The following is an 18,635-nucleotide window of genomic DNA, read 5'->3' on the forward strand; positions in this document are numbered from 1 at the left end:
ATCCATCAAGGACTCTGATCATGGCAAAGACTCGGGCCTATGGCGCCGATTGCATGCTGCTGGCTGCCTTCGAGACGGTTTACGGCACCCTGCCTGCTGACGGTTATGGACGGCTGTCGTTCAAGGAATCCAGCCTGGGGGCCGAGCGTCCTCTCGGCTACGACCCGCTGCTGGGCCAGGGCCGCGACGCCCAGGACCCGTTCTATGAGGCGATCAAGGACGAGGGCGATATCGGCGTGCCGCTGGATGTGCGTGCGCTGGGGTTCTGGCTGAAGGGCCTGTTCGGCACCCCCGCCACCGCCGATAATGGCGACACTACCTTCAACCATGTCTTCACCTCGGGCGGCACCCTGCCCAGCCTCGCCATCGAGATCGGCCATGCCCAACTGGCGGTGCCGAAGTTCTTCCGCCATGGCGGCGCCAAGCTGGACAAGTTGTCATTCGACATGGCCCGCAGCGGGGCGGCCAATGCCAGCATCGGTGTGATCGCTCAGGGCGAGACCGAAGCCGCCGCTACCATTGATGCCACCCCGACGACCTTCGCCCTGAAGCGGTTCAGCCAGGGCAGCGGCACCATCCGGGTCGGCGGTGGCCAACTCGCCAACGTCACCGGCGGCAAGTTGTCCTTTTCCAACAATCTGGAGCGGGTCGAGACCATCCGCGCCGACGGGTTGATCGACGGCGTGGACGAAACCGAAGCCACCGCCGAAGGTTCGGTGGACATCCGCTTCGGCACCGATACCACCCTGACCTCAGCCATCGCCGCCGAAAGCCCGGTGGAGATGGAATACGGCTTCACCATCCCCGGTTCGTCCTTCGCGCTGACCTTCCATCTACCCCGCGTGTTCCTGCCCAAGAAGAAGCAGGAGATCAAAGGACCCGGCGGCATCCAGGCCAGCTACGACTGGCGCGCCGCCCGCGATCCGGTGGCGGGGTATCTGCTCCGCGTCACCCTGGTCAACGACGTGACGGGGTATTGATCATGATCCGCCTGACTATCCCCAAGGAACCCTACTGGATCGATCTGCCCCATGGTGTGCGGGTGTTCGTCCGCCCCCTGACCACGGCGGTCTATGAGGCCGCCCGTGCCCGAGGCTGGCGCATGGCCCGTGCCATCGCCGCCGAGCATGCCGATCTGAAAGCCGCCGGGGCCGATATTACCGGCCTGCCGGACCTATCCGACGAGGACGCCCTGTCCGGGCTGTCGCAGATGCTGTTCGCCCAAGGTCTGGCTCGTTCCTCCATCACCAAATGGGAGGGCGTGCTGGACGCCGATGATCGGCCCGCCGAGGTCACCGATACCGCCATCGCCGAGCTGATGCAGCTTCCCCGCATGGCCGAGTCTTTCGTCGTCCAGTACACCGAAACCCATGAAGCGGTCATCGCCGAGGGAAACGTCTCCAGGCCCGCGCCGAATGGCACTTCGGCGGCGGGCCTGACTACTGCCGAGGCTGCGGTGGAAACTGCGACTGTCCCTATGACCGCAACGCCCCCCTGACCGAGGCGGGCTGGCAAGCCTGGGAATTGCTGACCGGGGCAATCGGCGCCATCCGCATCGGCCCGCGTGGCGGCATCACCGGGCTCGACCTTCCCGCCTTGCTGATCCAGGCCGAGGCACTGGGTTACGACCGGCCTTTGCTGGTTCGGCTGCTGCCTTTCGTCGAGCGGGGAATGGTGGCCGGTTCCGCCAAGGTTCAAACCGAGACCTGATCCATGGCAACCAAATCCGTCTCCATCCGTCTGTCCCTGCAGGACGGCGAAACCGTTCGGCGGAGCCTGATCCAACTGGGTAACGACGGCCAGAAGGCGCTGGCCCGGATCGAGGGCGCGGCGCAACCGGCGTCGAAGTCGCTGCTGGCGATGAATGCCGCCAGCCAGGATATCCAGGGCGGCATGGCGGGGTTCGCCTCGCGGCTTGGCCCCATCGGCTCGGTGATGATGGCGCTGGGACCGGCGGGGCTGGCGGCTGGGGCGGCCATCGGCTTCTTCGGCAAGGCCATGGTGGAGTCCACCATCAAGGTGGAAAGCCTGGAGGCCCGGCTGAAGGGTCTGGTCGGCGCCGCAGCCCTGACGGAGACCACCAGCTATCTCTACACCCAGGCCCAGAAGACCGGCACGGCGCTGGAGACGGTGGTCGGGGCCTATTCGCGGCTGGCGGCGTTGCAGAAGGCCGGGATCATCACCACCGGGGAGTCCCGTGCCCTGCTGGAGGGCTTCCAGTCCACCGCCATCGCGCTGGGGGCCTCATCCGAACAGTTGGAGCAATCCCTGTTCGGTCTGGCCCAGGGGCTGTCATCGGGCACGCTGCGCGCCGAGGAATTGAACCAGATCGTCGAGCCCATGCCTGGGCTGCTGCAGGCTCTCGACCGGGCCGCCGCTTTGCCCTCGGGCGGGTTCCGCCAGATGGTCACCCAGGGCAAGGTGACGGCGGATTTCTTTCGCGACACCTTGATCAAGGCGCTGCGGGGCTTTGACGAAGCCGCCAAGGAAAGCGCCGACACCGCCGAGCGGTCCTTCACCCGCATGGCCAATGCCTGGCAGGGCTTCACCAACGCCCCCTGGCTGCGCAAGGTTCTGTCGGGCGGCGCCAATGCCGGGGCGGCGACGCTGGAATCGCTGACGCCGGGCGAATCCACGGTCAAGTCGCGGCTGGCCGATCTGGATCGGCGCATCGCCGCCCTGGGGGGCGAGCAGGCGCTCGACAAGCCATTGCCAGCGGGCACCCATTCCGTGGTGGTGATGGCGGTCAGGGAGGAAAACGAGGAACTGCGCCGCCTGCTGGCCGAACGTCAGGATGTCGCCGCCGATCTCGACGAGATCACCCGCAAGCGGGCGGGCATGGAAGCCCAGGCCAAGATGGAGCGCGACCGGGTCCGGGCCGAGCAGCGCGAGCCGACCTATATCGAGAAGCTGTCGGATCTCAAATTCGAGGTGGAATGGCAGGAGAAGCTGAATGCGGCCCGCGCCGCCGGCAACGCCGAATTCTCCCGCACCAAGGCCCAATATGAGGCGGCCAAGGGCTTCCGCCAGATTGAGAAGGAGCTGTTCCAGCAAGGCGGCGTCTATCGCACCCAGCCCAAGGAGCAGGAGATCAAGGATCTGCTGGCCCGCGAGGCCGAAGCCAAGGGCAATGGCGAGATGTCCGCCCAGGCCCAGGCCGAGGTGCTGGGCTTAAACCTCCAGGCCCGTGGCCAGGAGCGTCTGGCCGAAGCCGCCCGCACCGGGGGACAGGCCCAGATCGACGCGGCGCGATCCGCCAAGGTGCTGGAGTTCGCCTTCAAGAATAACGGCGCGGCGGTAGCCGAATACGACAGGGCGCTGCGCCGGATCGATGCCGCCAAGCTGCTGGAGCAAAAGAACGGCCTGATCCGCTCGCTGGAGCAGGAAGTCGCCGCCAATGATCGCCTCGCCGATTCCGCCAAGGGATCTGTGGCCGACACCATCCTGGCGGAGCGCACCAACTGGCTGGCCGAGCAGGCGGCCAAGGGGCTGACCGATGCCAATGGCGACTTGGCGGCCTCCTACGCCCAGGTGCAGAAATCCCGCGCCAACAGCGAGGCCGCTCGCGCCGTCGCCGACCTGGAGCGCGAGATCGACGCCCAGATGCGATTGGCCGAGGCGGTGCGCAGCAGTGATCGCACCAAAGTCCGTGACGTCACCATCGACAATGACGTCGCCAAATTCGCCCGCGGCCACAAGCTGGCCGAGGACGATCCCAAGGTCGATGAGTACCGGGCCGCCCGGTCCCGTCAATATGCCGAAGCGGTCAAGGACGAGGCCCGCCAGACCACTCTGGCCTATGACGCCACCCTACGGTTTGCCGAGGAACTGGCCAAGCTCAACGAGCAGCGGGCCAGCGGCACCTTGTCGGAAGAAGCTTACACCCGCCGTTATCGGGAGCTGGAGCAGGATAAGCTGGCCGCCAGCCGTGATTGGCAGGACGGCGCCATCCGGGCGGTGCGGGCCTATGCCGACGAAGCGGCCAATGCTGCCGTATCAGCCGAACGGGCCATGTCGGGGGCCTTGCGGGCCAGCGAGGATGCCTTCGTCAAATGGGCCATGACCGGCAAGCTGGCCGGGCAGGATCTGTTCAACAGCCTGGCCGAGGAGGCTTTGCGCGCCGCTTGGCGCATGTCGGTGGTGGCGCCACTGTTCGGCGGGGCCGGTGGCGGTATCTTCGGCGGCATGATCGCCAGCATCGGCAGTTTCTTTTCCGGGACCGCTTCCGGCGGCGCCAGTTCCGGCGGCGCGGCGCCGGTGCCCGATACCGGTAATTTCGCCATCGCCCATACCGGCGGCCTGATCGGTCTCGACCGGCTGGAGACCCGGTCATACAGCGCGTCGATTTTCGCCAATGCGCCGAAATTCCACGGCGGCGGTCTGGTGGCTGGAGAGCGCCCCATCGTTGCCCGCGTCGGTGAGGGCGTTTTCACGCCCCGGCAGATGGACAATGCCGACCGCATCCTGAATGCCGCCTTGTCGCAGCCGATGGCGGTGGGCGTGGTGGTGACGGTCAACAACAACGCTTCAGGTACCCAGGCTCGCGCCGAGCAATCCCTGGGGGCCGATGGCCGCATCCATCTCGACATCATCGTCGAGGAGATCGAGGGCCGCATGAGCCACCGCATCGGTCGCGGCGAGGGCATGGCCCCGATGCTGGAGCATCGCTATGGGCTGAACCCGGCGGCAGGGACCTATCGATGACCGGTCAGTGCGGCTCCGATTCAATGTGTCGAGCCATATCCATGCTGTCGTGCAGAATGCGCACAACCTGCACCCCTTCCTCGAATCTGTGCGGGTCGGCGCGAAACACGATGATATGACGCGCTTTACGTCCCGTTCGGGCGGTATGAAGCGTGAAAAAGCCAGCAGACAGGCTATCACAAGCCTTGACGCCGATAGTCGTCGGCCATTCCGCCAAGGAATTGATCGTATCCACAAGGGTTGCGGCATAAGTCTCAGCCTGCTGCCTACCGAATTGCTCGGCGGTCCACTCCATTATCCCATCAAAGTCGGTAGTGGCTGCGGACGTAAGATTGACCGTCCATCGCTTTCGAGGCGGGTTCACGGACGACCTTCGCGTCGACTCAATCCTCTCTCGATTGCGGAAGCCGCTATGCCCTCCAGATGACGACGTAGAGAGGCTTCATCCTTGAAGCTCTGGTATCGCCCAGCCTCGATATCGTCGATCCCCACCTGTACGGCGGCGCGCAGCGCATCAAGACGGGCTTCTTCCTCGACATCCCGGCGCTCGATCAGGCGCAGCCCTTCGCGCAGCACTTCGCTGGCGTTCTGGTAGCGGCCCGAGGCCACCAGCCGCTCGATCAGATCGGATTGATGATCCGTCAGGACGACATTGCGGGTGGGCATGATCCATTCTCCATGGCGTTCCGTTCTTGGCAGAATATGCCATTGCTGTCGGCGCGTGCAAGGCTATCCGCGTCGGACAAGGATACGGCCATCCCATGACCACCACCATCTCCTGGCCCACCCGGTTGCCGCTGCCGACCTATGACGGTTATGCCCTGGAACCGGAATCGGCCGTCACCCGCACCGACATGGAATCCGGCCCCGCCCGGCAGCGGCGGCGGTTCACGCAAACGCCCACCCGCATCCCGGTGCGATGGCGGATGTCGGCGGTGGATTTCGCCACCTTCGAGGCATGGTTTCGCCTGAAGCTGGACGATGGCGGCGATTGGTTCGGCATCTCCCTGCTGGGCGGGATCGGGATCGCCGCCCACGAGGCCCGTTTCGTCGGCCAGGGCAACGCCCCCTACAAGGCGGTGCCCAGCCGGGGCGGGGCTTGGATCGTCACCTCGGTGTTGGAAATCCGTGAGCGCCCCATGCTCGACGCGGGGGCACTGGAAATCCTGCTGGCCGAGGATGTGGTCGTTCTCTTTTCCAACATCCAGACCCTCCATTCCACCCTGCATGTCGGCTTGCCCGTCAGCATTCGCTGGTGATCGACCATGACCCTGCAAACCGATCTCGCTGCTGCCGTCGCCCAGGTGACGGCGGACAGTACCCTGCTGCACCAGGTGGTGCATGGCCCGGCCAGCGGGACCGAGTCCCAGGTCGTCACCGAGGGTGGGCCGGTCAAGACGGTGGCCAAGGCCATCGCCGATATCGACACCCGGCTTCAATCCGGTCTGGAAACCCTGGACCAGAAGGTTGCGGCGGCGGCGGCCAGCGCGGCGCTTGCCGTTCAAGGCGCCGAAGCGGTGGAGACGAGCGAGGCGGCTATCGCGGCAAACGCCCAGGCCGCGCGCCTGTCGGAAACGCATGCCGCCGCCAGCGCATCATCCGCGTCCGGCAATGCCGCTGCGGCCAATGCCAGCGCGGTCGCGGCACAGGCATCCCGGCAAGCGGCAGAGAATGCCGCGATCCTCGCGGAACAGTCCAAGACGGCCTCGGTGGCGGCGAAGGCCGTCGCCGCACAGGCGGTAATCGATGCAGGAGCTTTGGCATCTGCAGCCAACGCCTCGGCCATCGCGGCCAGTACCAGCGAAGCCACCGCCCAGGCGAGCGCGGAAGCGGCTGGTCTGTCCGAGCAGCGGGCAGCGGCATCCTCGGCTTTGGCGGTCAATGCCGACGCCAGTGCCACCGCGTCGGCGGCCCAGGCTCGCGCCTCGGAATCCGCCGCTGCTGGCTCGGCCACGGTCGCAGCCCAGGCCGAAACCGACGGCGCCTTCTGGGCCGGACAGGCCGAGAGCTTCGCTGTTGCGGCCGAAGCGGCGGCCACCATCGTCGCCGATGCCACCGGGCTTGATCTGCAAACCCTGATCGTTTCCGCCCGCAGGGGCTCGGACTACCGGACGCTCGGCATCGAGTTGTTCTGAGAGGAAAGCTCATGACCACGCTTGCCCATTACCTGACGGTCAAATCCGCCCAGGACAACGCCTTCGCCACCATCTCGGCCAAGCTCGACGAGCCCAATCTGCGGATGGACGACTTCGCCCTGATGGTGAAGGCCATCGAACTGATCGAGACCATCCAGGACACCGATGCCTACGACGCCCTGCTGCGCAAGGTGGCGGCCAAGGCCGCCGGGCTTTACGCCCCGGACTTAAGCGGCGAGGACATCCTCATGCTCACTCGGGCTTCCAGGCTGGGCGACATCCCCCATGGCGGGGAGGAGCGGTGGATGCTGCTCAATCGCGATGAACGGAACATGGATGTCACCGGCGCCGTGGTGGTCGGCGAGCGCACCCTGGAATCGTTCGGCGACCGTGTCCTTGAAACCTTCTACGCGGAGACCTGATCCCATGCCCCTGACCATCCCCCCGATCCCCAATGCCGCTCCCTTCGCGGCGTTCTCCGACAATGTCGGCATCTTCAGCAATTCCAAGGCCCGCGAAATCCCGACCCGGCTCAATGCCATCGCGCAAGGACTGAAGGATCACATCAACACGCTCTGGCTGGCCACGGCCACCGGCTTCATTAACGGCACGGTGATCGCCGGTCTGAACGCCGCCCTTGCCAAGATCGAGACCTTCTCCAACGGGATCGAAACCCGCATCAACAATCAGATGGCCGAGTTTCAGGTCAATCTCGCCAATTACCTCGGAACCAATGCCGGGTATTCGGTCAGTGCCGCCAATGCTGCCCTGTTCACGGGCGGCATCGTCGCGGGCGACGTCGTCTACGACGTTGCGGGAAGGGCGGTTTCGATCCGCCAGGGGCCGCGTCTGATCAACGGCATCACCTACAACGACGACGGAACCATGGCGGGCTATGCCGAGAAGCTGACCCTCGGCGGCATCACCTACACCCGCGCCTACAGCTTCACCTATACGCCCGACGGGCAGATTGCCGCCATTACGGAGGTTTGACGATGGACATCCTGACGTTCAACGCGATGAAACAGTACCAGCGCCGTATTGACAGCGATCTGCTCGATCCCTGGAAGCGCCCGGCCTTCGCCGTGGTCACCATGAGCAGCTCGGCCCCCTGGGGCACGGTGGTCTACAACCACTATCTCCAGGAGCTTTACCGCCAGCACTACAATGACAGTGGCTACATGCAGGGCAGCACCAGCAGTCTGGGCACCGAATTCTTCAACAACTGGTATTCCTACGGCCAGACCAACTCGAACATCTCGTCGACCGACACCTCCTATGGCGACGGCACGGCGCGGTGTGGGCATCTCGGCCATATCGCCCTCGGCATCGGCCCCGACGGCTCAATGATCGGCCGCCCCAGCCCCTATGCCGGTACGGCGCTCCGGAATGTCGGTGTCTGGGTCAACAACAAGACCAACAAGAACCTCGCCCTGTTCATGGAGAACCAGTACGCGGGCGTGGCGCCGCGGGCCATCGCCCCCGGCCGCCTGACCGGCACCGAGGGTTGGCATCTGGCCTGGACCAACACCAAGTTCTACGCCCAGAACAATTTCGGCACGTACAACAAGTACGGGATGATCGGCTACAACGAGAAAACCGGCACGCTGGTCATCAATGAGAACAAGAACGGCGGCACCTCTATGCGGCTGCACGTCTATTCCAACGTCCCACCGTTCGACATTTCCGCCAGCAACCGCCGCGCCTGGTTCAACAATCTCGATGAGACCAAGCACATCTTCTACGACTGGACGGCCAATTCGGCCGGGTATGCCGAGAGCCTCTATCGCGGCATCGTCATTCCCTGCGACGACGGCAAGATCCTCGTCGTGCGGATGGAACCCAGCAATTACTGCATGCTGGACCGGTTCACGCCGAACGGTTCCGGGGGCTACACCAAGGAAGCCACACACACGCTGAGCACGACCACCACCTACGGCATGGAATCCGCCGACCGCAACGGCATCCGCTTCCAGATCTCCAACGACGGCAAATACGTCATCTGCTACCAGCCCTATTACTACTATGGGGCCGGGGCCGAGGTGTTCCTGATCCGGGTGTCGGACGGGAAGTACGCCTTCCTGCAATACCAGGATTCCAGCTATGGGCGGTCGTTCGCGCCCATTCGCGACAGCGACTTCATGGTCTCCTACAGCCCGAATTCCGACAGCGGTTACGGCATCTACATGTCGCACATCGACACCCGCACGGTGTTCCAGGCCATCGCCGACAAGGGCGACATGAGCTCCAAGGTGCCGGGCTTCAACGTCTACATCTTCGACAGCGCCTATCACTCGACCAACTACCCCTACATCGTCCCGATCATCGGAGGCATCTGATCATGGCCGGCAAAATCAGCTTCCCCCATGGCAATGACTGGGGCGTCATTGGTCCCGAGGGCGACCACGATCTGCCGGTGGACTCGACCCTGGGTCACCGGTTCCATCTCGTCGACGGCGAGGTCATCGACCGCTATGACGGCGTCACCGACGATGAGGTCCGCAGGCTTGATGCCGAGCGCGTCGTCGAGCGGCAGGCCGAGGAACTCCAGGCGGCCAGAACCGCCCTGGTTCGTCGGGTCAAAGCCGAAGCGGCGGGGCGCATCGCCACTCTCGACTGGAAGGTCGAACGCGCCCGTGAGCGGGATGCCCTGAACGGCACCAAGACTCTCCAGGATGTCTATGCCGAGCGAGAGGTCATTCGGCGGGCGAGCAACGAGGCCGAAGCCGCTATCGCCAAGCTCGCCTCCCAGGAAGAGATCCTGGCCTTCTCCTGGTAGCCCCTTCCACCGACCCGGAATTCAATGCCATGACCGAACAATCCCCGGAAATCTGGGCGGGCGTCGCCACCCAGTATGTGGGCGCGTGGGGGCAAGCAGCCCCCATGGTCCAGATCGCCGCCATCACCGCCACGGTGATCATCATTGCCATCATCGCCTGGGCATGGTCGCGGAAGCAGGGGGCGCCGGATGCGTCTGGTGTCCCCGTTGAAGCTTTCGCCCATGTGGTCGAGGAACAGGCCCGCCAGACCGAGGCCCTTCGCTCCGCGGTCGAGGGACTGAGCGAGATCGTCCACGAGATGCGCAAGCTGCTGGCGGCCAGGACCTTCTGCCCGTTCCCGTCGCCCATGTGCGCTCCCGGCAAGGACAACCATGCCTGATTCGGCGTTGTCGCAGGCGCTGAAGGAGGCGTTTGCATCGGCCCCGGCCGGAACGGTGATTCTCGATACGTTGGAGATCTGGCATCCAACCTTTGACGAGCCGATCCGGGTGGTCCGCGACCACGCCGATCTCACCGCCCGACTGGAGGCCGGCGCCCCCCGCGATGGCGGCAAACGGGTGACCTTCGCAGCACTTGCCTTCGAGTTCTCGCCGCCGCCGGTGGATACCGCCCCGGTGCCGGAAATCACCGTCACCCTCGACAATGTCGGCAGCGACATCACCGACGCCCTGGAAGGGGCCGCCATCAGCCAGCAGGTGATCGAGATCACCTGGCGGCCCTACCTCTCCACCGACCTCAACGGCCCTCATATGGACCCGCCCATCACCATGACCCTGACCGAGGTCGAAGCCGACACCATGAGGGTCACGGGGCGCGCCCGCATGCTGGATGCGGGGAACAAGTCCTTTCCGTCCATCACCTATACCGCTCGGCGCTTTCCCGGTCTGGCGCGGTGATGACGGCTATGCTTCCCAGGGATTGAGGATATCGACACCGGCCGCCGCGAAATCGGCGACGTTGCGGGTCACCACGGTAAGACGATGCTTCAGGGCGGTGGCGGCGATCAGGCTGTCGATAGCCGGTAGCGGCTGTTTGATCCGCGCGGTCAGGCGGCCCCATTCGTCGGCGACAGCGGCATCGACCGGTAGCACGCGGCTTTCGAACCAGTCGGGCAGTTCGATTTCCAGCCAGGCGATGATCCGGCCGCGCCGCCGCCCATCCGCCAGTTTCTCGGCACCCCGGCGGATTTCGCCTAGGGTCAGGGCGCTGATGAACAAGGCTTCCTGCGGCGCCGTCTCGAACCACCCCACCACCTGCGGCGCCGGGACGGGCCGGATCAGCTCGGACAGGGCGCAGGTATCGACCAGATAGCTCACAACTCGATGTCCCGCGACGGCGAGCGGTCGCGCTCGATATCGAGGTCCACGCCGGACAGCGGCGAAGCCCGCAGGAATTCCACCAGCGACGGCTTGCGCCCCTTCAGCCGTTCGTACTCGTCCTGGGACATTACCACCGCCGTGGTGCGGCCGCGAACGGTGATCGCCTGCGGACCTTCGGCTGCGGCGCTGCGCAGCAGTTCGCTGAACCGGGCCTTGGCGTCCTGAACCTGCCACGCGTGCATGGGCGTCTCCTGACCATTCTGACCAGATGAGGATAGCGACAATGACCCGCGAATGCCAGTCCCCGGTTGGAGCCCCCCATTGGGCCATCGCCTTGATCGGCCTGCCGTGGTCTGTCCACGGCAGCGGGCCGGACTCGTTCAATTGCTGGGAATTCGTCCGCATGGTCCAAGCCGAGCATTTCGGCCGTCTGCTGCCCGAGATCGGCAATCCCGAAGATATGCTGGTCATGGGCCGGACCTTCCGCGACCACCCCGAGCGTCGGCGTTGGGCCAAGGTTGGATTGCCAGCGGAAGGCGATTGCGTCCTGTTGCGCCGATCCCGCCATCCCATCCATGTCGGCGTCTGGCTCGAAGTGGATGGTGGCGGCGTCCTGCATTGCGCCGAGGGTGCCGGGGTGGTGTTCCAGCGTTCGGACGCGCTCGCGCTCAACGGCTGGGCCATCGAAGGTTTCTACCGGTTTTCGCCATGACCGCCTCCATCGTTATAGTCACCAATCCCTTCGAGCCGGTGGCCAGCCGCTCGGTTCATGCGGTGGAATCCGGGATCACGCTGGGCGGCCTGTTGCAGGCTTGCGGCATTGCCGAGGATTGCTGGTCCGACGGGCCGGAAATCCTGATCGGCGGCATGGCGGTGCCGGTCGGCATCTATGCCGTCCGGGCCATCGGCGACGGCGAGGTCGTCACCGTCATTCGCTGGCCCCAGGGCGGCGGGGGCGGTGGTGGGGGCGGCAAGAACCCCATGCGGATCGTGTTGACCATCGCGGTGATGGTGGCCGCCATCTATCTGGGCCCCATGGCGGCGGTGGCCATGGGCTATACCGCCGCCAGCAGCGCTGCCGCCATGGCCACCGCCGGCATCGCCCTGGCCGGCTCGATGCTGATCAATACGGTGATCCCGGCCCCCAAGCCCTCCATGCCGTCGCTCAACTGGGGCGGCAGCGGCAGCGCGCCGGCCCCCAGCCCGACCTATTCAATCCAGGCTCAGGGCAACCAGGGCCGATTGGGCCAGCCGATCCCGGTGATCTATGGCCGCCACCTGATCTATCCCGACCTCGCCTCGGAGCCCTACCAGGATTACGTCGGCGGCGAGCAGTACCTGTATCAGCTTCACGTCATCGGCCAGGGGGAATATGCGGTCGAGCAGATCCGCATCGAGGACACCCCCATCTCCTCGTTCGAGGAGGTCCAGACCGAAACCGTTCCGCCCGGCAGCCGGGTCACCCTGTTCGAGCCGGATGTGGTCACAGCCGCCGAGGTGGCGGGCCAGGAACTGGTGGCGCCCAATCTGGTGCAATCGGGCGACGACGGGTATATCGGCCCGTTCACCGCCAATCCGGTCGACACCTCGGCGGGGGCGCTGGGCATCGACGTGATCATGCCTCGCGGCCTCTACTATGCCAATGACGGTGGCAGCCTCGATAGCCGCACCGTCCAGTGGCAGGTGGAGGCGCGAGCCGTCGATACCGAGGGGGGAGCCATTGGCGGCTGGGCGATTCTGGCGCAGCCGTCCCATACCGCCGCCACCAACAGCACCATCCGTCTGTCCTTCCGCTATGCGGTGACGCCGGGCCGCTATGAGGTTCGCCTCAAGCGTCTCGACACCAAGGACACCGCCGAACGCGCCGGCCATGAAATCCGCTGGGGCGCTCTGCGTGCCTATTTGACCGGCCAGCCCGATTTCGGGGCCGTCACCCTGCTGGCAGTCAAGATGCGGGCCACCGACAACTTGTCGCAGCGCTCCAGCCGCATGATCAACGTCATTGCCACCCGCAAGTTGCGGGTGTGGTCGGCGGCAGGCGGTTGGTCGGCCCCGCAGCCGACCCGTTCCATCGCCTGGGCCTTCGCCGATGCCTGCAAGGCCGAGTATGGGGCGAAGCTGGCCGACAGCCGCATCGACCTCAAGACGCTGGCCGCCCTGGATGCCGTGTGGGCCGCCCGTGGCGACAGCTTCGACGCGGTGTTCGACACCAGCATGACGGTGTGGGAGGCCCTGACCCGCATCGCCCGCTGCGGCCGGGCGGTGCCCATCCAGCAGGGCGGCATCGTCCGGATCATCCGTGATGCGCCCCAGACCATGCCGGTGGCCATGTTCGGGCCGCGCAACATCGTCAAGGGCTCGTTCAAGATCAAATACGTCATGCCCGGCGACGACACCGCCGACGCGGTGACGGTGGAGTATTTCTCGTCGCGCACCTGGAAGCCCGACGAAACCACCGCCAAGCTGGCCGACAGCCAAGGCGACAATCCCGCCAAGGTCAATCTGTTCGGCTGCACCGCCAAGGACCATGCTCAACGGGAAGGTCTCTACATCGCCGCCAACAACCGCTATCGCCGCCGCATGGTCACCTTCCGCACCGAGCTGGAGGGCATGATCCCCACCTATGGCGATCTGGTCGCCATCACCCATGACATGCCCCGCTGGGGCCAGGGCGGCGAGGTGATCGACTGGCGGGCCGAATCCGCCAAGCCGCCTTGGATTGGGGCGGTGCTGGTGCTGTCCGAGCCGCTGACCTGGACCGAGGGCGCCAGCCATTACCTGGCGCTGCGCCGCCGAGACGGAAGTCTGGCGGGGCCGTTCCGGGTCGAGCCGGTGGCCGATGCGCCCACCATGGTGCGTCTCGTCGAGCCGCTGACCGTCACGCCTTATACCGGCGGCTCGGAGGAGCGGACGTATTTCAGCTTCGGCCCCGGCCAAGCCTGGGCACAGACCGCCCGCATCCTGGCCATCCGTCCCCGCGCCGAGCAGGTGGAGATCACCGCCGTCGCCGAGGATGCGAGGGTGCATGTGAACTGATTGCGGGGCGCTGCCCCGTTCCCCGCCAAGGGCCGAGAGGTCCTTGGAACCCGATCCTTGTCTGGCCGCCCATCCGGGCGGCTTTTTCATTGGAGGTTCCCCATGACCAAGGACGCTGTCGTGCCGCGTGGCATTCGCCTCAACAATCCCGGCAATATCAAGGAATCCCCCGGCGACAAGACCCAGTGGCAGGGCGAGCGGGCCACCGATGACGATCCGGTGTTCGAGGAATTCGTCAGCCCCGAGGCCGGTATCCGTGCCCTGGCCCGCATCCTACTCGGCTATCAACGCCGCCATGGTCTCAACACCGTGACGGGGATCATTAATCGCTGGGCGCCGGGCTGCGAGAACGACACCGGCTCCTATATCGCCCATGTCGCCTCCCGCCTGGGGGTAACGCCCGACCAGGCTATCGACCTGACCAAGGCCGGCACCATGGTTGGAATGGTCGAAGCCATCATCCGCCATGAAAACGGCCAGCAGCCTTACGCCAGAGAGGTGATCCTGGCCGGAATTGGCATGGGGCTGGGGAGTGCCTGACCATGACCCTGCTCGATCTCCTCGGCGATGCCGCCGCCATCGCAGCCAATCCAATCGCGGGGCTGGCCAAGGTGGCCCTCGACGTCGCCCCCGACATCGCCAGCCTGTTCGGCGACGATGCCGAGAAGGCCGTCGGCAAGCTGGCCGACACCGTCCGCGCCATCACCGGCACCGACGATCCCGACAAGGCTCGCGAGATGCTGGCAGACCCTAATCTGGTGTTCCAACTGCGCTCCCAGGCCCAAGCTTTCGCCCACGAGGAGCGCATGCAGCAGATGGCCGGTGCCCTCACCACCCTGACCGCCACCCTGGCCGACCGCCAGAACGCCCGTGCCAGGGACAGCGAGTTCATCAAGGCGGGCCGCAGCAACACCCGCGCCAATGTCCTGCTGGTCACCGCCGGACTCGGCATCATCGGCGGCATCGGCTTCATGGTGTTCGGCCACGTCGATGGCAACACCGCCGTTGGTGGCTGCATCATCTCGGTGGTGACCCTGCTGGCGGGTAAATTCGCCACCGCCTTCGATTTCGAGTTCGGTGGATCGGCGGATTCCGAGCAGACCCGCACCCTGCTGGCGCAGGCGCCGCCTATCGGGAAATAACCGCCAACCATATTTATCTGATCCAGCCGACCGAGGGAGCAATTCCCCCGGTCGGCTTTTTTGTGTTTGTGGCCTGCGATAAGGCAGACCAGTGGTGGGCTCAGGTCAGGGTCGCTGCCGTCCCCACCGCCGATCTTGATCCGCACCTCGTACGGCGTCTCCATCGGTCCCCGCGATTCAAGGGTCCGGGTCCCCTGATCAACTTGCTTTATCGATCCAGCATTCGTGCGTCGCCGCCGACCGCGTCGATGATGCTTCGCATCTCGAACGCCAATTCGGGGGGGTGACGATCCAGGAAATCAGAAATCGCCTCGTTGCGAAACAGCTTCGAGACATACCCCCTGGTCACCACCAAAGCCAGCATGGTGTTGCCCAGGCTCCCTTCAACCGCCCGGTAATCCTGGTGCAGCCTCTCCATCTCCCGTTCCATCCTTGCGATGTCTTCCGCTGATACCCCATCCAGCTCGATGCCCTTGAGATGACCAATGTTTATGACAATATATGTCGAGCGGCTTGGGTCGGCTCATGGGGAAAGCTTTGGATAATCTGGCTAAGTTCGATTCCAACAACGTCTGCATACTAGTCATTGATGATGACGTAACCACCCGGACGCTGCTTAAAAAGCTTCTAGCCGCAATGGGGGCGGCAAGAATTTGGGAGGCAGCAGATGGGATTGAGGGGCTGGAAATTGCCTTTGGAGATCTCACCCCTGATTTAATCTTGTGTGACTTGGGTATGGAGCCTATTGACGGTTTGGCGGTGATTGGGGCAATCAGAGCGACCGGAAAGACGCATCTCTCCAAAGTCCCCTTGGTTGTTTTCACTGGATCTCACGAAAAAGCAATTTTAGATGGAGCATTAAATGCTGGTGCCACCGGGGTCATTCCCAAACCTCATACTCCAAGAGATTTGGCCAAATACCTTTGTGGGCTTGTGAGTAGGACAAAGCCATCATCGGATGACCTGAAGGAGTTCCGAGACGCGGCTAAACAGGATTCCGATGAACCTAAGCCGTAATAGGGCCACTTGTGAATGATCCTGGGTTTATTCGTCATATCGTCTATCGCTGTCACGGTGGCATTCTACGTCAAAGGGCCGCTTCCTTGGGCTTGTGGGAAATCGAAGCGGTGTGCCATGTACAAGCGGCCCATTTGCCTCGTTGCCAACGGGAAGTGGAAGGTTCGGAAGTCCAATGACTGCCCGTACTTCACGCAACAGCTGGTTATGGTTCCGGCAGATAAGCCTTGATCCTCACTTTAGGCCGAGTCGGCATTGAGCATGACCAGCCTCTCGCCCATTGGGCATCCATCTTCATTCTTGATGTCGAGAAAGGAGATGGCGCTCCACTTTTGAGTGTTGCCAACAGTTTTGGTCGGCGAACTTCACGCCTTCTCTCTTTTGCAGAAAATTGGCATCATCACCGCCATGTCGAAAAGCCAGCTCCATCTCTTTGAACAGCGAGCCCCATCGGCGAAGCCTTCATCGCGGGCCGATGGCCGCGCGCCTGCCGATCTCAGCTCGTTACCAGATCAAGAATTGGTGGCAGGAATCGCAACCGCTGGGATTGCGGAAATCTTCGCCCGGATGACCGAATGTGGGCGGCGTAAGTTGACGGCGGCTGTGCCAGCCCTTGAGGGTATCTGCAAGAGATTCTCCGGCTTTGGCCTCGATACCTTGATCCGCGAGCAAGCCGTGGCACTCGAAACCTTGGTTAAAATCGGTAGCCCAGAGGCGGCGACTGCGGTGGAGCGGATCATCACACGAGATATGGTTCAGGGGCCTGGGTTGGTACTGGCTGTTGCCGCAGCAGCTCGAACCGGCGTCACCCTGCCTGCCGCCGTGACGATGCGGTTGCTGCGCCATGACGAACCCGATGTCCGTGCCGATGCCTGTCGCAGCGCACGCTTAGATCCTGATGTTGTCGCTATCTTGTTGGATCTTCAAGATGATCTGCACCCCAGCGTTCGCATTGCCGCGGCCTGCGCCCTTGGGCGATTTGGGAAGGTTGATGCCCTAGAGGCGCTGAGCGAAGCGTTAGAATCGGCGCCCAACCACGAAGTAATCGATGCCTTAGCCGACATTGCCGACGACGACGCCGTCGTGCTGCTTGGTCGGGTGGCACAAGATCGGCCCGACTTGGCCGAAGCAGTGTTATCGGCTCTTGATGAGTGTGGCTCAGCGTTGTCCGCAAAGGTGTCCGATCGGGTTCGGAGATTGTCGAGAGCTACAACCGCCATGATTGGCCCGCACGATATTGTCGTTGAGATCGATGAAATCCCCTATATCGGCAGATGCGAGTTGAAAGGGGAGACGGTGGTGGTTACCTCCGAGTTTGGCTCCAAGGCGCTGGAGGTTGGCGAATTACCGCCTGACGTCGTGGCCAAGCGCCTGCTGGCTGCACTCGTTCGTGAGGCCGAGGGCCATGTCTGACCTCCGGCCCCGTCCCTCCCGTGTTCTTCAGCGGCGCGCCCGCCGTGCGCGGCTGATCCTGATGGCGATCCTCGTCATTGGGCTCGGCGTGGCCTACTATGTTGGAGCGGTCGTGCTCGGTTAATGTCGTCGTCGTCACTCGGTTCCCTTCAATCGAAACCAGCAGTGCTGGGGATAGGTCACAACCTTCCGCGGCACGAAAGGCGAGCGGGACAGACAGTGGAAAGATTGCCCCATGTGCGCCGATTACACTCCGCCCACACACTCAAGCAGCCGACGAAGCTGGGAGGATCTCCGCACACTCGAGCGTGACTATTTTCTGCTGGCGGCATTCGGCGGCCCGTCCGAATGGCAGCCCGTCATGGAAAACCTTGGTCTTGACCGGGTAGAGGCTGCTCGCATCGCCAATGCCATGTCTCCCCTAGCCCAGCCACCGAAGTCAATTGAGGAGCGCAGTCAGCGAGAGCAAGACGCGTTGACATTCCTAGCCAATCGCCCTTTGGGCTCTGCATTGAAGGAGGCCATTGGGCGGCGTGACGGAAGTCTGGATATGCCCATAGAAGAGCCTGCGGCACAGTTCCGGGCGAGAGATGGGGCGCCACCTGATGTTCGAACAGGTGTTTTCTATCACCCCACCAATGAGATGCGGCCTCGATACGGACATGAAGGCCAGAGTCCGCGCGGCGGCGTCATGGCGACCTTGGGAGCGGTACTTAAATCCGCACGAAATACCAGCTATCACATGTTACGCGCCCTTTCCGGGATTTCGAAAAGACATCTCCTGCCTCGCATCAAAGCTATTGGCGGTGCCATTCGGACGGGCGCTGGGGAAACGTTCAGCGCCGTAGCGACCCGCATGGGAATCACGAGGTCGATCCCGCTCACGAGTATGGCTGCCGAGAACAGCGACGGCATTACGCCCACTTCAGATCAAGATCTACGGGAAGCATCGGTCGAACGCTGGCGCCAAATGGGAGAAACCATTAAGGCCATGACCGTTGCTTCTGCTCTCCGCGGCTACCCACCCGCTCTCGAATTCATCCGGATCATCGCACCGGACATAGGGCCTTTCGATGATTCGAAGATACG

Annotated in this window: 24 protein-coding genes; 19 read left to right on the forward strand and 5 right to left on the reverse strand. The window is 63.9% G+C overall.

What is annotated here, in order from left to right:
* The first annotated feature begins 20 nt into the window (after nt 1–20).
* The 4 genes from A6A04_RS05055 to A6A04_RS05070 are packed head-to-tail and all read left to right on the forward strand — an operon-like array spanning nt 21 to nt 4,704.
* Nucleotides 21–980, forward strand: a complete 960-nt coding sequence (locus tag A6A04_RS05055; protein WP_068490530.1) for a phage tail tube protein — start codon at nt 21–23, stop codon at nt 978–980.
* A gap of 2 nt (nt 981–982) precedes the next feature.
* On the forward strand, nt 983–1,498 hold the full coding sequence (locus A6A04_RS05060) for a hypothetical protein (RefSeq protein WP_068490532.1): 516 nt from the start codon (nt 983–985) through the stop codon (nt 1,496–1,498).
* Nucleotides 1,499–1,524: 26 nt separating this feature from the next.
* The gene (locus A6A04_RS05065; RefSeq protein ID WP_011382828.1) at nt 1,525–1,710 is read left to right on the forward strand and encodes a DUF7697 family protein; all 186 of its coding nucleotides are present in this window, start codon (nt 1,525–1,527) and stop codon (nt 1,708–1,710) included.
* 3 nt (nt 1,711–1,713) lie between these two features.
* Complete coding sequence (locus tag A6A04_RS05070) at nt 1,714–4,704, forward strand: tape measure protein (protein WP_068490534.1); 2,991 nt, start codon at nt 1,714–1,716, stop codon at nt 4,702–4,704.
* A gap of 4 nt (nt 4,705–4,708) precedes the next feature.
* On the opposite strand, the gene A6A04_RS05075 is transcribed toward A6A04_RS05070, so the two are convergent.
* Nucleotides 4,709–5,068, reverse strand: coding sequence for a type II toxin-antitoxin system RelE/ParE family toxin (locus tag A6A04_RS05075; protein ID WP_068490536.1), 360 nt, complete (start codon nt 5,066–5,068; stop codon nt 4,709–4,711).
* Entirely contained in the window at nt 5,065–5,370 is a 306-nt protein-coding gene (locus A6A04_RS05080) for a type II toxin-antitoxin system ParD family antitoxin (protein ID WP_068490538.1), read from the reverse strand. The genes A6A04_RS05075 and A6A04_RS05080 overlap by 4 nt, the downstream gene beginning before the upstream one ends.
* A 95-nt stretch (nt 5,371–5,465) precedes the next feature.
* On the opposite strand from A6A04_RS05080, the gene A6A04_RS05085 reads away from it, so the two are divergent.
* From A6A04_RS05085 to A6A04_RS05120, 8 genes are read left to right on the forward strand one after another with little or no spacing between them, the layout of a single operon-like run.
* Complete coding sequence (locus A6A04_RS05085) at nt 5,466–5,963, forward strand: hypothetical protein (protein ID WP_068490540.1); 498 nt, start codon at nt 5,466–5,468, stop codon at nt 5,961–5,963.
* 6 nt (nt 5,964–5,969) lie between these two features.
* On the forward strand, nt 5,970–6,839 hold the full coding sequence (locus A6A04_RS05090) for a hypothetical protein (protein WP_068490541.1): 870 nt from the start codon (nt 5,970–5,972) through the stop codon (nt 6,837–6,839).
* Nucleotides 6,840–6,850: 11 nt separating this feature from the next.
* Nucleotides 6,851–7,261, forward strand: a complete 411-nt coding sequence (locus A6A04_RS05095) for a hypothetical protein (RefSeq protein ID WP_068490543.1) — start codon at nt 6,851–6,853, stop codon at nt 7,259–7,261.
* A 4-nt stretch (nt 7,262–7,265) separates the two neighbouring features.
* The gene (locus tag A6A04_RS05100) at nt 7,266–7,832 is read left to right on the forward strand and encodes a hypothetical protein (protein WP_068490545.1); all 567 of its coding nucleotides are present in this window, start codon (nt 7,266–7,268) and stop codon (nt 7,830–7,832) included.
* 2 nt (nt 7,833–7,834) lie between these two features.
* Nucleotides 7,835–9,178 (forward strand): hypothetical protein, encoded by a 1,344-nt coding sequence (locus A6A04_RS05105; protein ID WP_068490547.1) that lies wholly within the window; start codon nt 7,835–7,837, stop codon nt 9,176–9,178.
* 2 nt (nt 9,179–9,180) lie between these two features.
* A complete protein-coding gene (locus tag A6A04_RS05110) occupies nt 9,181–9,618 on the forward strand; it encodes a hypothetical protein (protein ID WP_068490549.1) in 438 nt (145 codons plus the stop codon).
* 29 nt (nt 9,619–9,647) lie between these two features.
* Nucleotides 9,648–9,998: a hypothetical protein gene (locus tag A6A04_RS05115; RefSeq protein WP_068490551.1), complete on the forward strand. Its 351-nt coding sequence runs from the start codon at nt 9,648–9,650 to the stop codon at nt 9,996–9,998.
* A complete protein-coding gene (locus A6A04_RS05120) occupies nt 9,991–10,515 on the forward strand; it encodes a DUF1833 family protein (protein WP_068490553.1) in 525 nt (174 codons plus the stop codon). The genes A6A04_RS05115 and A6A04_RS05120 overlap by 8 nt, the downstream gene beginning before the upstream one ends.
* 6 nt (nt 10,516–10,521) lie before the next feature.
* Here A6A04_RS05120 and A6A04_RS05125 read toward each other — a convergent pair whose 3' ends face one another.
* Nucleotides 10,522–10,935 (reverse strand): type II toxin-antitoxin system VapC family toxin, encoded by a 414-nt coding sequence (locus A6A04_RS05125; protein WP_068490555.1) that lies wholly within the window; start codon nt 10,933–10,935, stop codon nt 10,522–10,524.
* Complete coding sequence (locus A6A04_RS05130) at nt 10,932–11,180, reverse strand: type II toxin-antitoxin system Phd/YefM family antitoxin (RefSeq protein WP_068490561.1); 249 nt, start codon at nt 11,178–11,180, stop codon at nt 10,932–10,934. The genes A6A04_RS05125 and A6A04_RS05130 overlap by 4 nt, the downstream gene beginning before the upstream one ends.
* 41 nt (nt 11,181–11,221) lie before the next feature.
* On the opposite strand from A6A04_RS05130, the gene A6A04_RS05135 reads away from it, so the two are divergent.
* The 4 genes from A6A04_RS05135 to A6A04_RS05150 all read left to right on the forward strand — a co-directional run bounded on the left by A6A04_RS05135 (nt 11,222) and on the right by A6A04_RS05150 (nt 15,116).
* Nucleotides 11,222–11,650 (forward strand): NlpC/P60 family protein, encoded by a 429-nt coding sequence (locus A6A04_RS05135; protein ID WP_068490562.1) that lies wholly within the window; start codon nt 11,222–11,224, stop codon nt 11,648–11,650.
* The gene (locus tag A6A04_RS05140; RefSeq protein ID WP_068490563.1) at nt 11,647–13,974 is read left to right on the forward strand and encodes a host specificity factor TipJ family phage tail protein; all 2,328 of its coding nucleotides are present in this window, start codon (nt 11,647–11,649) and stop codon (nt 13,972–13,974) included. Before A6A04_RS05135 ends, A6A04_RS05140 begins: the two co-directional genes overlap by 4 nt.
* A gap of 102 nt (nt 13,975–14,076) precedes the next feature.
* The gene (locus A6A04_RS05145; RefSeq protein WP_068490564.1) at nt 14,077–14,514 is read left to right on the forward strand and encodes a structural protein; all 438 of its coding nucleotides are present in this window, start codon (nt 14,077–14,079) and stop codon (nt 14,512–14,514) included.
* A 2-nt stretch (nt 14,515–14,516) separates the two neighbouring features.
* Nucleotides 14,517–15,116 (forward strand): hypothetical protein, encoded by a 600-nt coding sequence (locus A6A04_RS05150; RefSeq protein ID WP_068490565.1) that lies wholly within the window; start codon nt 14,517–14,519, stop codon nt 15,114–15,116.
* Between the two features lie 208 nt (nt 15,117–15,324).
* Here A6A04_RS05150 and A6A04_RS05155 read toward each other — a convergent pair whose 3' ends face one another.
* The gene (locus A6A04_RS05155) at nt 15,325–15,615 is read right to left on the reverse strand and encodes a plasmid partitioning protein RepB C-terminal domain-containing protein (RefSeq protein WP_322096792.1); all 291 of its coding nucleotides are present in this window, start codon (nt 15,613–15,615) and stop codon (nt 15,325–15,327) included.
* Between the two features lie 26 nt (nt 15,616–15,641).
* On the opposite strand from A6A04_RS05155, the gene A6A04_RS21530 reads away from it, so the two are divergent.
* From A6A04_RS21530 to A6A04_RS22200, 3 genes are all read left to right on the forward strand, one after another.
* The gene (locus tag A6A04_RS21530; RefSeq protein WP_172822734.1) at nt 15,642–16,133 is read left to right on the forward strand and encodes a response regulator; all 492 of its coding nucleotides are present in this window, start codon (nt 15,642–15,644) and stop codon (nt 16,131–16,133) included.
* Between the two features lie 351 nt (nt 16,134–16,484).
* Nucleotides 16,485–17,546, forward strand: a complete 1,062-nt coding sequence (locus A6A04_RS05160; RefSeq protein ID WP_068490569.1) for a HEAT repeat domain-containing protein — start codon at nt 16,485–16,487, stop codon at nt 17,544–17,546.
* Between the two features lie 235 nt (nt 17,547–17,781).
* Nucleotides 17,782–18,635: hypothetical protein (locus A6A04_RS22200; protein ID WP_156612484.1), on the forward strand; the 854-nt coding region annotated here is incomplete at its 3' end.

Origin of the sequence: Paramagnetospirillum marisnigri (assembly GCF_001650715.1) — a bacterium.
Lineage (GTDB): Bacteria > Pseudomonadota > Alphaproteobacteria > Rhodospirillales > Magnetospirillaceae > Phaeospirillum > Phaeospirillum marisnigri.

Excerpts from the sequence above, each read along its gene's own strand:
- A6A04_RS05080 (WP_068490538.1), bottom strand. The coding sequence starts at position 5,370 with ATGCCCACCCGCAATGTCGTCCTGACGGATCATCAATCCGATCTGATC.
- A6A04_RS05110 (WP_068490549.1), top strand. The coding sequence starts at position 9,181 with ATGGCCGGCAAAATCAGCTTCCCCCATGGCAATGACTGGGGCGTCATT.
- A6A04_RS05100 (WP_068490545.1), top strand. The coding sequence starts at position 7,266 with ATGCCCCTGACCATCCCCCCGATCCCCAATGCCGCTCCCTTCGCGGCG.
- A6A04_RS21530 (WP_172822734.1), top strand. The coding sequence starts at position 15,642 with ATGGGGAAAGCTTTGGATAATCTGGCTAAGTTCGATTCCAACAACGTC.
- A6A04_RS05090 (WP_068490541.1), top strand. The coding sequence starts at position 5,970 with ATGACCCTGCAAACCGATCTCGCTGCTGCCGTCGCCCAGGTGACGGCG.
- A6A04_RS05145 (WP_068490564.1), top strand. The coding sequence starts at position 14,077 with ATGACCAAGGACGCTGTCGTGCCGCGTGGCATTCGCCTCAACAATCCC.
- A6A04_RS05105 (WP_068490547.1), top strand. The coding sequence starts at position 7,835 with ATGGACATCCTGACGTTCAACGCGATGAAACAGTACCAGCGCCGTATT.
- A6A04_RS05060 (WP_068490532.1), top strand. The coding sequence starts at position 983 with ATGATCCGCCTGACTATCCCCAAGGAACCCTACTGGATCGATCTGCCC.
- A6A04_RS05055 (WP_068490530.1), top strand. The coding sequence starts at position 21 with ATGGCAAAGACTCGGGCCTATGGCGCCGATTGCATGCTGCTGGCTGCC.
- A6A04_RS05130 (WP_068490561.1), bottom strand. The coding sequence starts at position 11,180 with ATGCACGCGTGGCAGGTTCAGGACGCCAAGGCCCGGTTCAGCGAACTG.
- A6A04_RS05115 (WP_068490551.1), top strand. The coding sequence starts at position 9,648 with ATGACCGAACAATCCCCGGAAATCTGGGCGGGCGTCGCCACCCAGTAT.
- A6A04_RS05070 (WP_068490534.1), top strand. The coding sequence starts at position 1,714 with ATGGCAACCAAATCCGTCTCCATCCGTCTGTCCCTGCAGGACGGCGAA.
- A6A04_RS05085 (WP_068490540.1), top strand. The coding sequence starts at position 5,466 with ATGACCACCACCATCTCCTGGCCCACCCGGTTGCCGCTGCCGACCTAT.
- A6A04_RS05095 (WP_068490543.1), top strand. The coding sequence starts at position 6,851 with ATGACCACGCTTGCCCATTACCTGACGGTCAAATCCGCCCAGGACAAC.
- A6A04_RS05140 (WP_068490563.1), top strand. The coding sequence starts at position 11,647 with ATGACCGCCTCCATCGTTATAGTCACCAATCCCTTCGAGCCGGTGGCC.
- A6A04_RS05120 (WP_068490553.1), top strand. The coding sequence starts at position 9,991 with ATGCCTGATTCGGCGTTGTCGCAGGCGCTGAAGGAGGCGTTTGCATCG.
- A6A04_RS05135 (WP_068490562.1), top strand. The coding sequence starts at position 11,222 with ATGACCCGCGAATGCCAGTCCCCGGTTGGAGCCCCCCATTGGGCCATC.
- A6A04_RS05150 (WP_068490565.1), top strand. The coding sequence starts at position 14,517 with ATGACCCTGCTCGATCTCCTCGGCGATGCCGCCGCCATCGCAGCCAAT.